The sequence below is a fragment of the Streptomyces sp. R44 genome, from assembly GCF_041053105.1.
Lineage (GTDB): Bacteria > Actinomycetota > Actinomycetes > Streptomycetales > Streptomycetaceae > Streptomyces.
On the sequence record NZ_CP163444.1, the window covers coordinates 8717681 to 8731844 of the forward strand.

14 protein-coding genes and 2 pseudogenes are annotated in these 14164 nt (G+C 69.7%); 9 read left to right on the forward strand and 7 right to left on the reverse strand.

From position 1 onward, the window contains the following. Window positions 1-132: 132 nt before the first annotated feature. The 5 genes from AB5J54_RS40300 to AB5J54_RS40320 all read right to left on the reverse strand — a co-directional run bounded on the left by AB5J54_RS40300 (window position 133) and on the right by AB5J54_RS40320 (window position 3964). Complete coding sequence (locus AB5J54_RS40300; RefSeq protein WP_369148979.1) at window positions 133-1026, reverse strand: GyrI-like domain-containing protein; 894 nt, start codon at window positions 1024-1026, stop codon at window positions 133-135. A 242-nt stretch (window positions 1027-1268) separates the two neighbouring features. Beyond that, complete coding sequence (locus AB5J54_RS40305) at window positions 1269-1646, reverse strand: FKBP-type peptidyl-prolyl cis-trans isomerase (protein WP_369148980.1); 378 nt, start codon at window positions 1644-1646, stop codon at window positions 1269-1271. 153 nt (window positions 1647-1799) lie between these two features. Further along, window positions 1800-2309 (reverse strand): hypothetical protein, encoded by a 510-nt coding sequence (locus tag AB5J54_RS40310; protein ID WP_369148981.1) that lies wholly within the window; start codon window positions 2307-2309, stop codon window positions 1800-1802. A gap of 121 nt (window positions 2310-2430) precedes the next feature. Continuing rightward, entirely contained in the window at window positions 2431-3129 is a 699-nt protein-coding gene (locus AB5J54_RS40315; protein ID WP_369148982.1) for a nucleotidyltransferase domain-containing protein, read from the reverse strand. Window positions 3130-3223: 94 nt separating this feature from the next. Continuing rightward, complete coding sequence (locus AB5J54_RS40320) at window positions 3224-3964, reverse strand: class I SAM-dependent methyltransferase (protein ID WP_369148983.1); 741 nt, start codon at window positions 3962-3964, stop codon at window positions 3224-3226. A gap of 191 nt (window positions 3965-4155) precedes the next feature. Between AB5J54_RS40320 and AB5J54_RS40325 the strand changes: the two genes are divergently transcribed. The 6 genes and pseudogenes from AB5J54_RS40325 to AB5J54_RS40350 form a co-directional block, all read left to right on the forward strand. Next, on the forward strand, window positions 4156-4494 hold the full coding sequence (locus AB5J54_RS40325; RefSeq protein WP_369148984.1) for a thioredoxin family protein: 339 nt from the start codon (window positions 4156-4158) through the stop codon (window positions 4492-4494). 177 nt (window positions 4495-4671) lie between these two features. Continuing rightward, a complete protein-coding gene (locus AB5J54_RS40330; protein WP_369148985.1) occupies window positions 4672-5322 on the forward strand; it encodes a helix-turn-helix transcriptional regulator in 651 nt (216 codons plus the stop codon). Then, window positions 5319-7082: a sulfatase-like hydrolase/transferase gene (locus tag AB5J54_RS40335; RefSeq protein WP_369148986.1), complete on the forward strand. Its 1764-nt coding sequence runs from the start codon at window positions 5319-5321 to the stop codon at window positions 7080-7082. Before AB5J54_RS40330 ends, AB5J54_RS40335 begins: the two co-directional genes overlap by 4 nt. Window positions 7083-7257: 175 nt before the next feature. Next, window positions 7258-8154: an alpha/beta hydrolase gene (locus tag AB5J54_RS40340; protein WP_369148987.1), complete on the forward strand. Its 897-nt coding sequence runs from the start codon at window positions 7258-7260 to the stop codon at window positions 8152-8154. Window positions 8155-8179: 25 nt separating this feature from the next. Then, entirely contained in the window at window positions 8180-9358 is a 1179-nt protein-coding gene (locus AB5J54_RS40345; protein ID WP_369148988.1) for a serine hydrolase domain-containing protein, read from the forward strand. A gap of 259 nt (window positions 9359-9617) precedes the next feature. After that, window positions 9618-10266 (forward strand): annotated as a pseudogene (locus AB5J54_RS40350) (IS5 family transposase); the annotation flags it as partial. Between the two features lie 497 nt (window positions 10267-10763). Here AB5J54_RS40350 and AB5J54_RS40355 read toward each other — a convergent pair. Continuing rightward, a pseudogene (locus AB5J54_RS40355) lies at window positions 10764-11333 on the reverse strand (transposase); the annotation flags it as partial. Between the two features lie 53 nt (window positions 11334-11386). Here AB5J54_RS40355 and AB5J54_RS40360 point away from each other — a divergent pair. Continuing rightward, window positions 11387-12004: a hypothetical protein gene (locus tag AB5J54_RS40360; RefSeq protein ID WP_369148989.1), complete on the forward strand. Its 618-nt coding sequence runs from the start codon at window positions 11387-11389 to the stop codon at window positions 12002-12004. Window positions 12005-12093: 89 nt separating this feature from the next. Here the strand turns inward: AB5J54_RS40360 and AB5J54_RS40365 are convergent, their stop codons facing one another. Next, window positions 12094-12453 (reverse strand): hypothetical protein, encoded by a 360-nt coding sequence (locus AB5J54_RS40365; RefSeq protein WP_369148990.1) that lies wholly within the window; start codon window positions 12451-12453, stop codon window positions 12094-12096. Window positions 12454-12943: 490 nt separating this feature from the next. Here AB5J54_RS40365 and AB5J54_RS40370 point away from each other — a divergent pair, with 490 nt between their 5' ends. Both AB5J54_RS40370 and AB5J54_RS40375 read left to right on the forward strand, forming a co-directional pair. After that, a complete protein-coding gene (locus tag AB5J54_RS40370; protein ID WP_369148991.1) occupies window positions 12944-13237 on the forward strand; it encodes a putative quinol monooxygenase in 294 nt (97 codons plus the stop codon). 93 nt (window positions 13238-13330) lie between these two features. After that, on the forward strand, window positions 13331-14131 hold the full coding sequence (locus AB5J54_RS40375; RefSeq protein WP_369148992.1) for a hypothetical protein: 801 nt from the start codon (window positions 13331-13333) through the stop codon (window positions 14129-14131). Window positions 14132-14164 lie beyond the last annotated feature (33 nt).

Genomic DNA, 14164 nt, shown 5'->3' on the forward strand with positions numbered 1-14164 from the left:
AGGACCGGAGCAATGCGCACCGGGGTGTCGCCCTCCGGGATGGGAAGGCGACACCCCGGTCGCGCAGGTCGCGCAGGTCGCGCAGGTCCCGCAGGTCCTAGAGGTCCCGCAGGTCCCACACGTCCCGCTGGATCAGCCTCCGGCGTTCCCGCTCATCCGCTCGACCGGGATCCACAGCTGGGAGTCGGTCTCCGCACCGATGTCCACCGGCTGCGTCCGCAGCAGCTCCGGACCGGGCCGGCTCACGTACGGGTTCGAGGGGAACCACTGGGTGAACACGTCCCGCCACAGCTCCTGGAGGGCGCTGGGGTAGGGGCCGTGATTGTCGAAGACCGCCCAGGTCCCGGCCGGCACGTCGAGGGAATCGAGCTCCTCCGCGGCTGCCCCGGGGCCGGTGACCACACCGATCCAGTAGTCCACCTCGGCGCCTTCCTCCCGGCTGTCGGTCAGGTGCACCACCGCCGACAGGACCCCCTCCGGGTCCCCGTCGGCCAGCTCCTTCATCTGTACGATCGCCTGCTCGTCCAGGCTCTCCACATGGGCCGCGGCGGCCGCGTTGACACCCTCGTGCACGAGCGGAACCCGCGCTTTCCTGCCGACGACCCGAAACGCTTCCTTCTCGACGATCCGGTACCGCATGGTCGTACTCCCTTCGACGACGACACGGAAGGACATGCGCGGCTGCGCCGTGAGCGTCGCACCCGTGCGCCGGGCCTCGCCCGGACCGATGCCGTGCACCGACCGGAACGCCCGCGCGAACGCCTCGCCCGAGCCGTAGCCGTACCGCACGGCCACGTCGAGCAGCGTCCGCTCCCCGCCCAGCACCTCGGCCCCGGCGAGCGTCATGCGCCGGCGCCGTACGTACAGGGAGAGCGGCATCCCGGCGAGCGCCGAGAACAGGCGTCGGAAGTGGTACTCCGACGTCATCGCGATCCGGGCGGCCTCGGCGACATCGACCTCCTGGCCGGCCTCCGCTGCGAGGCGGCGCTCGATGTGGTCGAGCGCCTGGTTGAGCTGCTCCAGCACGGGTGCGTGTCCTTCCTTCTGACGTCTTCACCGTAGGAATCGCCCCCCTACCAGGGCCCGACCATCCGTGCCCGGAACGATCGGGTGGCCACCGACGGCGTGACGAGCCCGGAGCGAGGGGCCCTTGTACGTGGTGCGCGAGGCCGCCGGACAGATGAGGCGACGCCGGGCGGGCACCGGAAGGCCCACGCGAGGTCGCCGCGAAGAAGCGCCGACTCCGCGCGGGCACCGGGAGGCCCACCTCAGACCACGGAGAGCAGGTCCACCACGAAGACGAGCGTCGAGCCCGCCGGGATCAGCGGCGTGGGGGACTGCTTGCCGTAGCCGAGGCGCGGGGGAACGATGATCTCGCGCCGGCCGCCGACCTTCATCCCCCTGATCCCCCGGTCCCAGCCCTTGATGACCCGGCCACCGCCCACCGCGAACTTGAATGGCATGCCCCGGTCCCAGGAGGCGTCGAACTCCTTCCCGGACTCGAAGGTGACCCCGACGTAGTGAACCTGGACGACCCTGCCCGGCTTCGCCTCGGGCCCGTCCCCGACGACGAGGTCGCGGAGGGTCAGCTCGGTGGGAGGCTCACCCTCCGGACGGTCGATCTCCGGCTTCGTCAGTTCACTCATTGCAGCCCCATCACTCTCCACCGGAAGCCCTCGTACGGGCCGGCCGGGCGCATGGTCACTCCATGCGGCAGACGATCACGCTACCGAGAACGCTGATCCCCAGCAGTCCATGGCACCCGACGCGGCACACCGCTCGCCATGAGGGGCGGAGTCCTAGGTCTCCGGCGTCGCCATGGTGAGGCCCGAGCTGACCGGGTGCTCGTCGTCGACAAGGATGAGCCGGTTCCGGGCCCAGGTGTCGAGCCGGGAGCACGCGAAAGCGGGGTCGTACGCGGCGGTGGGCAGCTGGGGGACGCGTGTGCGCCCGGTGTCGTCGAGCCGGTACGGGACGTCGAAGGCCCCCCTCCAGCCGTCGAGGTCGGCCGCGAAGCGCTCTTCCGCTTCCGCCGGGCCGATCCCCAGATACTGGCCGATCTCCGCCCAGGAGCTGCCCCGCTCCCGTTCGTAGGTCACGGCCGAGACCAACGCGCGCTCCGCGAGTTCGATGAGCTGGAACGCCTGGCTGACCCGGCCCCCGGGGCCGGAGTCGGGGTCGTTCCCGGTGGCGACCAGGCCCGCCGCGCCATCGGCGACGTCCGCGGCGTGGTCGCAGAGGACGAGGCGTGCCAGCGCCTCGCGGGTGAATAGGGCACGGTCGGCGTCATAGGGGGTCGTCTCGGTCACGCGCACAGGCTCCCAGTCCGTGCCCGAGGCGGGTACCCGATTTCCGACGGACGCCGGCCGCGGGCCTGCCGATCCGCGGTGGACGCGTGGCGGCGGACGGCCGCCCAGGCCTGCGAGGCGGTCATCGGATGGCGTACCCGTCCCACAACGGGCCGCCGGCCAGGTCCAGTACCTCTGTCACGGCCGCGACGAAACCGGCCGTGTCCCCTGCGATCGCCTGCGGGGCGGTTTCGGACAGGGCGCGGTGCACGGCGGGGGCGGCCGCAGCCAGCCGACGTGACAGCCACTTCCCTGAGCCGAGCCAGTGCCCGCCGACCAGCAGGACCAGCTCCGAGGCACGCTGGAGCAGGTGTGAGACCAGGTACACCCGCTCCGCGGGGTCCGTGCAGCCCCGCAGGTCATCGAGCAGGTCGGTCAGGATGTACCGCTGGTAGTCACGCTCATGGTCCGAGAGCGGCGGCGGGCCCGCGGCCCGACGCGTGCGGGCCTCGGCCTGAAGCGAGGCGCCCAGCCCGTCGGTGTCCACCAGGAGCATGCCGTCCGCGCACATGGCGAGCAGGGGTGATCTCCGCTTCGCGGTCTCCTGCTCGACGAAGCCGTGCCAGGCGGCCTCCGTCTGCACGAACAGCTCCACCGGCCAGCCGCGGTACACGAGGTTCTCCCGGTAGGGCGCGGGCGGCCCGTCCAGGAGAACCACGAGGTCCAGATCGGAGGTGGGCGTCCGGCGATCGGTCAGCACGCTGCCGGCCAGGAAGGCCGCCCGGGCGGCGGGGAATCTGTCCCGCACCAGGTCGCGGGCCGTGAGTACGGGGTCGTTCATGATCGCAGCCTACGTGCGGCGTCGCTCCCGCAGGAGGCCCGGGGCCGCCCCCGTCGCCTCCCGGACATGGTGTCGGAGCCGACCGCGGCACGACTCAGGTCGGCTTGCGCCACACGGAGATGTGCTTCGCGGAGTCCTGGGTGAACGGCGCCCCGTCCCAGTCGGCGACGCGACGCTCCAGTTCGAGCCCGGCGATCCGCGCCATCAGGTCGAGCTCCGCCGGCCAGGCGTACCGGTGCCGGGAGTGGTCGCGGCGGTAGCGGCCGTCGTCGCCGTCGCGGGTGAGGTGGTGCGACACGAGGATCTGCTCGACCAGATCGAAGGTGTCGAAGCCGATATGCCGCTCGGAGACGTCGAAGGGCACCGCGACCTGGCCGGGCGGCAGGAACCGCAACGGCGGCACACCCAGCTCGATGACGAATCGGCCGCCGGGCTCCAGATGACGTGCGGCATTGCGGAAGCACTCGACCTGCTCGTCCTGCGTGAGCAGGTTCGTGATGGTGTTGTAGACGAGGTAGACCAGGGTGAACCCGCCGGGGACGACGGTGCTCGCCATGTCCCCGATGACGACCGGGAGCGTGTCCCCGTCGACCTTGCGCCGCAGCACCGCCGCCATGTGCTCGGACAGTTCGATGCCCACGACGGGCACGCCGCGCTCCCGGAGCGGGACGCCGACTCGTCCGGTCCCGATGGCGAACTCCAGCGCCCGGCCGTCTCCGGCGAGGTCGGCGAGGAAAGCGAGAGTCGGTCCGAGAACGGCGGCCGAGGACATCTCGGTCTCCTCGGCGTCATAGCGGTCGGCGGTCGCACGGCTCCACAGCTCACTGCTCGTCATGGGCGGCCACTCTGCCGGGCGGCGAGCGGGGCTGTCGACGGAATTACCCCCCACCGGTTCCGGTCGCACGCCGCGGTACGAGCGATTCCTCCGGTCACACGCCGCAGTACTCGCCGTTCCTCCGGTCACACCCACCTACGCCCAGCAGGGATGATGGGACGGAACGACGGAACGCGAGATCAGGAGCTTCCATGGCGAAGCGGTTTCACCAACCCCGTGAGGACGCGGAGTTCGATTTCATCCTCCGGATGAGCACGGTCCCGGTCCTCGCGTACTTCACCGGGACATGGCCGAAGGCGATCGAGCCCTGCCGGGCGATGGACCTCGTCGTCGGCGACATCGCCGAGGAGTACACGGGCCGCCTGACGGTCGTCCGCACCGACATCACGCGCTGTCCGGCCGCGACCAAGCGATACGAGGTCACCGGAGCCCCCTCCTACGTTCTGCTGAAGGGAGGAGAGGCGGTGGCGCACGGCACGGGGCCCATGACCGTCGCAGAGGTACGGGAGCTCCTCGACGGCCACCTCTGACGGATGCCCCGCGAGACCGGCGCGACCGCACCCGAAGGACCCGAGGGACACCCCACCTGTTCGTGAACGGCTTGATACAGCCTTGATAAGCGTGCGCCGGATCCATTGCCCCGGCGTTCCGAGGGCCCTACAACACTCATCACATAGGTGAGGGTGCACATAGGGAGAGGCCGGCGGATGGTGAAGTTCGACCGCGTCCTGCTCGCGTTGCTCGCCGGACGGCCCCGGAGCGGTTTCGACCTGGGGCGATGGATGGAGACGGAGGGCCAGTTCCTCCGGTCGCGGGCCCACCACAGCCAGATCTACCGGCTGCTCGCCCGGATGACGGACGACGGCTGGGTGGCGTTCGAGGTCGACCCGCGCGAGAGGCGACCGGACGCGAAGGTCTACCGGCTCACCCCGCGCGGAGAGGGCGTGCTGTGGGAGTGGGTGCGATCGCCGTACGAGCCGACCAGCCGGTTCCAGGACCCCGACTTCCTCGCCAGGTTCGCCTTCACCGCCCCGCTGGACCGGCAGGCCGCGATCCGTCTGATCGACACCGAACTCGCCTACCGGCGGGACCAGATCGCCCGCAGCCGTGACCGCGACCGCACCCTGCTGTTCGAGGACCCGCTCCCCGAGCTGGACCAGAGCCTCGCCCAGGAGCTCTTCGACGAGCTGCATGCACACGGAGCCTCGGCGGTCGACGCCTGGCTCGCCTGGCTGCAGGCCATGCGTGACCGCCTCGCACCGGAACACGTACAAGAACACGCAGAACACGCACAGGAACACGCAGAACACGCACAGGAACACGCACCAGAACCCGACCGAGAGGGGCCCTCCGCATGAAGGCCGTCATGGTGATGTTCGACAGCCTCAACCGGCGGATGCTGCCGCCGTACGGCGGCGACTGGACCCACGCCCCGAACTTCGCTCGCCTCGCGGAGCGGACCGTGACCTTCGACCGGGCCTACGCGGGTTCGATGCCCTGCATGCCGGCCCGCCGCGAGCTGCACACCGGCCGGTACAACTTCCTGCACCGCAGCTGGGGCCCGCTGGAACCGTTCGACGACTCGATGCCCGAACTGCTCAAACAGAACGGCGTGTACACGCACCTCGCCAGCGACCATCCGCACTACTGGGAGGACGGCGGCGCCACCTACCACGGCCGGTACAGCTCCTGGGAGTTCTTCCGCGGGCAGGAGGGCGACCCGTGGAAGGGCCAGGTGGCGGAGCCGGAGATCCCCGAGGACCTGAAGCGGATGCGCAGCGCCGTCTACCGCCAGGACTGGGTCAACCGGCCGCACATGGCGACCGAGGACCGGCATCCGCAGACCCTCACCTTCGACGCCGGCCTAGAGTTCGTCCGCACCAACCACGCCGAGGACCGCTGGTTCGTGCAGATCGAGACCTTCGACCCGCACGAGCCGTTTTTCAGCCACCAGCGGTACAAGGACCTCTATCCGCACGCCTACGAGGGGCCGCACTTCGACTGGCCTGACTACAAGCGGGTGGTCGAGACCGACCAGCAGGTCGCGCACGCCGGATACGAGTACGCCGCCCTGCTCTCCATGTGCGACCACTCCCTGGGCCGCGTCCTCGACGCGATGGACGAGTACGGCCTGTGGGACGACACCCTCCTGATCGTCAACACCGACCACGGGCTGCTGCTCGGCGAGAAGGGCTGGTGGGGCAAGTCCGTCCAGCCCTGGTACAACGAACTCGTCCACCTGCCCCTGTTCGTCTGGGACCCGCGCGCCGGGCGAGCGGGCGAGCGGCGCGACGCCCTCGTGCAGACCATCGACCTGGCGCCCACGCTCCTGGAGTACTTCGGCGTCGAGCGCCCGTCCGACATGCAGGGAGCGCCACTGCCCGTCGCCACCGACACGCCCTTGCGCGAGGCGGGCCTCTTCGGCATCCACGGCGGGCACGTGAACGTCACCGACGGCCGCCACGTCTACATGCGCGCCCCCGTCACCGCCTCCAACACCCCGCTGGAGGAGCACACGCTGATGCCGACGCACATGCGGGGCCGCTTCACCCCCGCCGAACTGGCGGATGTGGAGCTCACCGAACCGTTCGGCTTCACCAAGGGCGTCCGCACCCTGCGGATGCCGGGGCGCACCTTCGTCAATCCGTACCAGCACGGCACCCTGCTCTTCGACCTGGAGACCGACCCCGAGCAGCTCACGCCGCTCGTCGACGACGAGGTGGAACTGCGGCTCGCGACACAGCTCGTGGAGCTGATGCGGAGTACGGAGGCACCACCGAGCCAGTTCGTACGCCTGGGGCTGCCGGCCGAGGGCCCGGTGACCGCCGACCACCTTCTCGTACGAGCACAGCGGGGTCAGGCCGAGAAGGCCGCCGTACCGCTGCCGCGCGCCGAGGAGTACCCGGAGGGACGGCTCTCCCTGCGGACCCCGGTCGCGGCGCTGATCGCCGACCCGGTGGCGGTGGAGGTCCTCAAGCGGCACCTGCCCGGCATCGCGGACTCCGAGCTCCTGCAGTTCCTGGGACCGACCCCGCTGATCGACATCGCCGCGATGGCGGCCGGTCTGCTGCCCGCCGAGAAGCTCCGACTGGTCGCCGAGGAGCTCGCGAAACTCTGACCCGGCCCGTCGGCCGACTGGAGGACGCCGTGGCCGTCGAGCAAGACGACGGACCACGGCAGCCGGCCAACGCCCTCCCGGTCGTCGACGTGCGCGCCGGGTGGCGCGAGTTCGGGCTGGTTTGCGCGACGGATGGCGGATGATCCGTCGGCGGGCGGCCGCCAGGATGACCGTCATGGATCCCGAACTCCAGGCATTCGTCCCCCTGTTCCCCAAGGCGGACCTGACCGACCCGGTCGCCGAACGCAAGCAGTACGCCGAGCTGGCCGCCGCCCGGCCCGCCCCGGACACCACGGACCTTGAAATCGAGGACCGTCTGGTGCCCGCCGAGCACGACGTGCCGGTGCGGATCTACCGTCCGCGTGAGGCGCGCGGCGCGGTCATCTGGCTGCACGGCGGGGGATACGTCGTCGGCGACGTGGACACCGAGCACGCGTGGGCCGCCCGGGTGGCTCAGGGCTCCGGCGCGGTGGTGATCTCCGTGGGCTTCAGGACCGCCCCCGAGGACCCGTTCCCGGCCGCGCTGGACGACGTGTACGCGGTACTGCGCTGGGCTGCCGGGCACGCCGCCGAACTCGGATTCGACCCCGAGCGGCTCGCGGTCGCCGGGCACAGCGCGGGCGGAGGCCTCGCGGCAGCCGTGGCCCTGCGGGCGCGGGACGAGCAGGGCCCGCGCATCTGCTTCCAGCTGCTCAACGAGGCCCAGCTCGATGACCGCCAGGAGACGTGGTCGCAGCGGAACTTCACGGATACGCCGTGGGTCACGCGGGACATCGCCACCCAGTCGTGGCGCCACTACCTGGGCTCGACCACCGCGACGCCGTACGCGGCGGCCGCGCGGGCCGAGGACCTGTCGGGCCTGCCGCCGGCCTACATCGCCACGGCGGAGTACGACCCGAACCGCGACGACGACATCACCTACGCGCTGCGGCTGCTGCAGGCGGGCGTGTCGGTGGAGCTGCGCCAGTGGCCCGGCACCTTCCACGGCTCGCAGGCGATTCTCTCCGCCGAGGTCTCACAGCGACAGATGGCGGCGATCGCGGACGCGCTGCGACGTGCGCTGACCCACTGACGATGAGGAAGAAAGGACGACAGTCATGAAGATCCGCATGGCTCTGTGCGGGGGCATGGCCGCGCTGACCCTCGGTGCGGGGTCACTGGCGGCGGCTCCGCCGCAGGACACGTCGGGCGAGGGGGCCGGGCTGCGGACCGCCCTGAAGGGGGTCCACGAGGCGGGCGTGCCGGGGGTGTTCGCTGAGGTGCGGGACTCCGGCCGGGTGTGGCGCGGGGCGTCGGGCGTGGCGGATGTGGCCACCGGCCGCCCGGTCACCCCGGACATGCTGCAACGCGTGGGCAGCATCACCAAGACCTTCACGGCGGCGGCGATCCTGCAGCAGGTGGAACAGGGCAGGATCCGCCTGGACGCGCCGATAGCCGACTATCTCCCCGACCTGATCCCCGGCGAACGCGGCCGGAAGATCACGGTCCGCATGCTGCTGAACCACACCAGCGGCATCCCCGACCACATCCGGTACGCCTTCCCGTCGCTCCAGGTGCCGTCACCGAAGAGCCTGGACGACAACCGGTTCCGGCAGTTCAGCCGGGCCGAGCTGATCGAACTGGGCCTGTCGGCACCGCCGGCGGCGGAGCCGGGCACCGCGCCCGGGGTCTACTCGAACACCAACTACCACATCCTGTGCGAACTGCTGGAGACGGTGACCGGTGAGCGGGCCGAGGACTACATCACGAGGAACGTGATCCTGCGCGCGGGCCTGAAACACACCTACTTCCCGACGGGAACGGACATCAAGGGCCCGCACGCCCGGATGTACGAGTCGCTGTGGGGCCTGATCGACCCACCACGCGACTACAGCGTCTACAACATGTCGTGGGTGGCGGGAACAGCGGACCTGGTCTCCACCATGAACGACCTCAACCGGTTCTTCGGCGAGCTGCTCGACGGCCGGATCGTGAGCCGGGCGTCGCTGGCGGAGATGCAGCGCACGACTCCCGTGATCGCGCTGGACGGCTCGACGGTGGCCTACGGTCTCGGCCTGGAGAGGTTCGACATCCCGGGCTGCGGCACCTTCTGGGGCAACACGGGGACCGTCTGGGGCGCGGGAACGATGTCCGTGACCCGCTCCGACGGCACCCGCCAGATGTCGATAGCAATCAACCGGATGAGGTGGAGCAAGCCGGCCGGGCAGGGGAACCCGCAGCCGCATCCCATCGACGGCGCGCTGAAGGCATGGCAGGAGCAGTCGATGTGCGGGTGAGGACGAAGCGGACATCGAGCACTGCTGGTCCGCTGCCCACCGGCGTCCCGACGGCACGGAGCGGTCCCGCCCCCTCGACGAACCGCTTCCGGGGCCGTCGGCCGTGAGCGAGGCCAACCGGCTGAGGCACAAGGAGTTGAGCCGGCACCCGAGAACGGGCGGCGGCTCAACTCCTCGCGCCCGCGGTGCCTGCGACGCCCGAACCTGAGCTGCGACTACAAAGGCGGCTACCAGCGTGTCCGTGCCTACCTGCGAAGAGTCGGTGGAATCCACCGTCTGCCGGGCTCACCAGCACGCCGCCGGAGCCAGGAAAGAAGGGGGCTCCAGGTCGGACCGGAGCCGCCGACCATGCGCTCGGACGCTCCCGCGGCGGCCTGAGCACGAAGCTCCAACTCGTCAGCGACAGCCGTGCACGGCCCTTGGCCCTTCGCGTCTCCGCGGGCCAGGCAGGCGACGCACCGACTTCCGAAGTCGTCATGGCAGGCATCCGTGTTCCGCGAAATGGACCCGGAAGACCGAGGACCCGGCCGGAGGCCGTCCTGGCCGATCGGGCTTACTCCTCCCGTGCGATCCGGAGCCACCTCCGCCGGCGCGGGATCCGCGCGGTCATTCCTCAGCCGTCCGACCAGATCGGCCATCGTCTGCGGCGCGGCCGCGCCGGCGGCCGCCCGCCCGCTTTCGACGCAGAGACATACAAGCAGCGCAATGTAGTCGAACGGTGCATCAACCGGCTCAAGCAATGGCGCGGCCTGGCTATGCGAACGGACGAGCTGGCCATCACCTACCAAGCTGCACTACATCTCGTGAGCATCCTCGTCTGGGCACGACGCTGCCTACAGAGACGGAACGCAGCCGGAGCGAAGTGGCGCGCGTCACCCAGACTCACCGGTGAGGCAGGCGTGACATAGGCATCGGTCCGGGTGAGGAGCGTACGGCGCCGTCTCGGCTCGGTGCCGGCATGCGTACTGCTCCAGCGTCGCGGAGATGTCCGCTGCGTAATCCGCTGAGACGAACCCACGTGCACGTCGGGCCTCTTGCAGTCGCTGCAAGACCCGCGGCGTGTGAACGAGCTTCGGCCGGAAGCTATGGAGGTGGCGCGTCGCCATGTCGATGACGATCCACCGCCCGGTGTGCCGCTCGCGTCCCACGGACGTGATCCGCTCACCCCCTGGACCCCAGTACGCGTCGGCGACGTACACCTTCGCCCCGCCCTTGAAACACTTTGTCCCGGGGCGCAGCTCCTGGCCTCCCACTCCGCATCGGCGCCATGCCACGACGTTCGCAGCCACCAACCAGACTGGCTCCAGTTGCGGGCCGTTCGACTGGTCCACGCGTCCTCCTCCAGATCCGCAGCAGCCATCGTAATTCGGCTGGCACGATGGCCGCGCTTGGTTTTGCTCTCGTCCTTGAGGCGGCAGTCGCGGAGGATCTTCCACGTCTTCATGCGTGCGAAGGCGTGCTCGACGCGAGCTCGGACCTTGCGGTGGGAGGTGTTGTGCTCCTCTTTCCAGGCCGGTAGTTCGGTCTGGTCGCGTTCACGGCGGTGCGGGATGACCAGGCTGGTGCCGCGGTAGCCGCCGTCAGCGATCAGGGTTGTCCTGCCGACGGGGGCCTTGGCACCGGATTCCTCCCATTCCTTGCAGTCGTTGCGGTTCCCGACACCCGCCCGGCCGACCACGACGACCGGGCGGGTGTCGGTGTCGATGACGACCTGGTGGTTGGTGGAGTACCGGTAGTTCTTCGACCGCTCGGCGCTGGCGTGGTCTCGGGTGGGGACCAGTGTGCCGTGCACGATGAGCACGGTGTCCCTGGCAAACCGCTTGCGGGGCTGGAGCGCGAGGGGAGGTCCGAGGTGGTTGATGACTCGGTTAGCCATGGACTTCGAGACGCCGAACAGCGGGGTGAGCTGCCGCAACGTCAGGTTGGGAGGCCAACAGGCCGTGACCAGCAACAGCCGGTCCTCCAGCGGCAGACTCCCACAGCTACGCTGATCGGGGGAGTCCAGAGCGAGCAAAGCCGGGGGAAACCGTGAACCGACCGCTGCTGTTCCTCGACGTGGACGGGCCGCTCAACCCTTATGCGGCCCAGCCGGAGAGGCGTCCCGACGGCTACACCACACTCAGAGTGCCCCGGAACGGCGCCCATGAGGACGACAGGGGCCTTTTGTCCCGACGGCGCCCCCTACGTGTGTGGCTGAACCCAGCGCACGGCCGACTCCTGCTCCAGCTCGGCTTCGAGCTGTGCTGGGCCACCACATGGATGGACGACGCCAATCGGTGGATCGCACCGGTCCTCGGCCTTCCGGTACTTCCCTTCGTCGACTTCGGCGACGCGCTACTCCAAGAACGCCCTGATGGGGTCCACTGGAAGACCGGACCGCTGGTGAAGTACGCCAACGGCCGTCCTTTCGCCTGGGTGGACGACGAGCAGAACGAGCTGGATCAGACGTACGTGACCGCCCACCATCAGGGGCCCGGGCTCCTGCACCATGTCAACCCGCGGATCGGCCTACGGGAGAACGACTTCCACGCGCTCGCCGACTTCGCCGGCTCCCTGGGCGCCTCACGAACCGAGCTCAAACGCCAGATGCTCGGCCGCGCCGGCTTCGACCACCTGCGTAAGCGAGCCCGAGTCCTGCTGGTGTGACGACCTATACCGGCTCCTCGTACACATCGATCTCGGAGGGCACACGAGCAAGCAACAGTTCGAGGTGCCCCTCCATGGTGGCAATCCACTCATCGAGGACCGCACTGGTGTCGTGGGAAGAACCATGAGTTGAAGCTTCCCAAGGCGTCCAGGGCAGGTTCGCACTCATAGCGGAGCTCGCAGTGAACCTGTACGTAGTGGTCGTGCTCACCGTCGTCGTCAGTGATGTCGAATTGTCGCGTGAGATCCACAGTGAACATCGGACGCCCGGTGAAGGCGTACGTGCCGTACTGGAAGAGCAGCCCGTCTGAGTCGGGCGTTGGCGCGGTGGCAAAGCGCCGCCGCGCGAACCGCATGAAGGCCAGCCACGCAGCCCGAGTGGTCAACTCGGTCTTCGTCGATCGCTCAACCTCCATCGCGACGCGAAGGAAATCGAGCGCTTCCTCCATCCGTGGTCTGCCATGCGTGCCAGCTCTCCTCGGTTCGTGAATCAGCACCCTAACCCCGTAGCGTCGGACCAATTCCAGCCCTGACCAGCGAGGGCAGCAGCCTCCCGGCTCGGAACGCTGAGTCATTGCTGCACGGAACCTGAACCCGAACCTGGGTAATCAGAAGAGTGCTTCCTCAAGCTTCTCCGCTGTGTTGGGCGTGGCGCCGACCGGCGCGAACTCGGGCTGTGGATCGGAGCTGTGGACAGGCAGACGCGACGTCCGAACAGCGCGGTCCGGCGGGCGTTGTCGGCGACAATGTCCAGGATGATCTGCGCGCGCTCTGCGGATGCGCTGCGGCGAAGGCGCTGGCGCGCTTCGTATCGCCGCGCACGGGCGTGCCGTGGCGGCGGGGCCGGCGACGCGGGTACGAGCGGCGGCGCATTGTTGCGTCTGGCGCCCAGACATAGACTTGCGCGGCCCGGCAACCACGCAGCGAACGGAGCGCACCATGCCCAAGGTCACCGCGATCGCCCTGCTCAAGGCCGCCCCTGGCGCCGAGGACAAGGTCCGTGAGCAGGCTCTGTCCTTGGTCGCGCCGTCGCGGGCCGAGCCGGGCAACATCAGCTACCAGGCGTACGTCCACCCCGAGGACCCCAGTGCGTGGCTGGTGTTCGAGGAGTGGGAGGACCGGGCCGCGTTCGAGGCGCACCTGTCGAGCCCGCATCTGACCGAGGCGCTCGCGGCGGGTCCGGGACTCCTGGTCGGCCCGCCGGCCGAGCACGTGTTCACCGCTGCAGAGTGACCCGCACGCCGGCGGCCACCTGAGCCGCCGTCGTCTTCGTCGAGGTCCGGCACCGGCACTAATGCCCGGTTCCGCACCTGGGACGATGGGCGCATGTCCCAGGAGTCAAACCAGCTGTCAAGCTCGTGGCCGCTCGCACCGTCCGGGGCAGCCGACTGGTTGCTGGAGCTGTGCGCCGACGGTGTCACCGGATTCATGCCGCCGGCGATGCCCGACGCGGCGTGGGTGCTCAACGCCATGTACGAGCATGAGCAGGGGCCCGCCGGCGTCTCGTACCACGAGTACCACCAGGCACGCCTGGCAGACGGGAGCACCGCGCCCCACATCGTCGCGGGCATCGACCTTGATGCCGTGGGCGTCGCCACGGGTGGAGGGCTGGGCCGCGCCCAGCACCCGGGCCCCGCCTGGCGACGGCTGCGCTGGGCCGAGCTGGCCCGGAGGACCGGCGAGCCGGCCGTGCCCGAGGGGCTGATGCCCTCCTACCGGTGCTTTCCCTCGGCCAAGAAGGAGGGCAGCTGGCCGCTGGGCGTGATCCCGCCGACCGAGGGAAGCCTGGACCGCGAGACCTGGAACCGGCTGATCGCCCTCCTCACCCAGTACAGCCCCGCGGGCCCGGACACCCGATGCCTGGCCTACTACAACCCGCTGATGCTCGGAGCGACCGACTTCGACAGGCTCCACGTGCGTGCGGGTCGGCTCCGCGACGCAGAGATCCTCTACGACCACTCCGAGGCCGACTTCAGCCCGTCCAACCTCTGGGCCGATGAACGCTCCTGGATCCTGTGCACCGACTACGACCTGTGGGCCACCAAGATTTCCGGGCCCCCAGCCCTCATCAACGCGTTGCTGAACGACTCTGACATCGAAGCGGTGCGACTGCCCTGGGCGCATTGACGGCACTCGGTTGCGATCTTCCTGGGCGGTGTG

Bases quoted from the DNA above. Each gene is read 5' to 3' on its own strand.
- AB5J54_RS40375 (WP_369148992.1), top strand. From the start codon at position 13,331: ATGTCCCAGGAGTCAAACCAGCTGTCAAGCTCGTGGCCGCTCGCACCG.
- AB5J54_RS40325 (WP_369148984.1), top strand. From the start codon at position 4,156: ATGGCGAAGCGGTTTCACCAACCCCGTGAGGACGCGGAGTTCGATTTC.
- AB5J54_RS40345 (WP_369148988.1), top strand. From the start codon at position 8,180: ATGAAGATCCGCATGGCTCTGTGCGGGGGCATGGCCGCGCTGACCCTC.
- AB5J54_RS40370 (WP_369148991.1), top strand. From the start codon at position 12,944: ATGCCCAAGGTCACCGCGATCGCCCTGCTCAAGGCCGCCCCTGGCGCC.
- AB5J54_RS40320 (WP_369148983.1), bottom strand. From the start codon at position 3,964: ATGACGAGCAGTGAGCTGTGGAGCCGTGCGACCGCCGACCGCTATGAC.
- AB5J54_RS40330 (WP_369148985.1), top strand. From the start codon at position 4,672: ATGGTGAAGTTCGACCGCGTCCTGCTCGCGTTGCTCGCCGGACGGCCC.
- AB5J54_RS40305 (WP_369148980.1), bottom strand. From the start codon at position 1,646: ATGAGTGAACTGACGAAGCCGGAGATCGACCGTCCGGAGGGTGAGCCT.
- AB5J54_RS40340 (WP_369148987.1), top strand. From the start codon at position 7,258: ATGGATCCCGAACTCCAGGCATTCGTCCCCCTGTTCCCCAAGGCGGAC.
- AB5J54_RS40315 (WP_369148982.1), bottom strand. From the start codon at position 3,129: ATGAACGACCCCGTACTCACGGCCCGCGACCTGGTGCGGGACAGATTC.
- AB5J54_RS40335 (WP_369148986.1), top strand. From the start codon at position 5,319: ATGAAGGCCGTCATGGTGATGTTCGACAGCCTCAACCGGCGGATGCTG.
- AB5J54_RS40365 (WP_369148990.1), bottom strand. From the start codon at position 12,453: ATGGAGGAAGCGCTCGATTTCCTTCGCGTCGCGATGGAGGTTGAGCGA.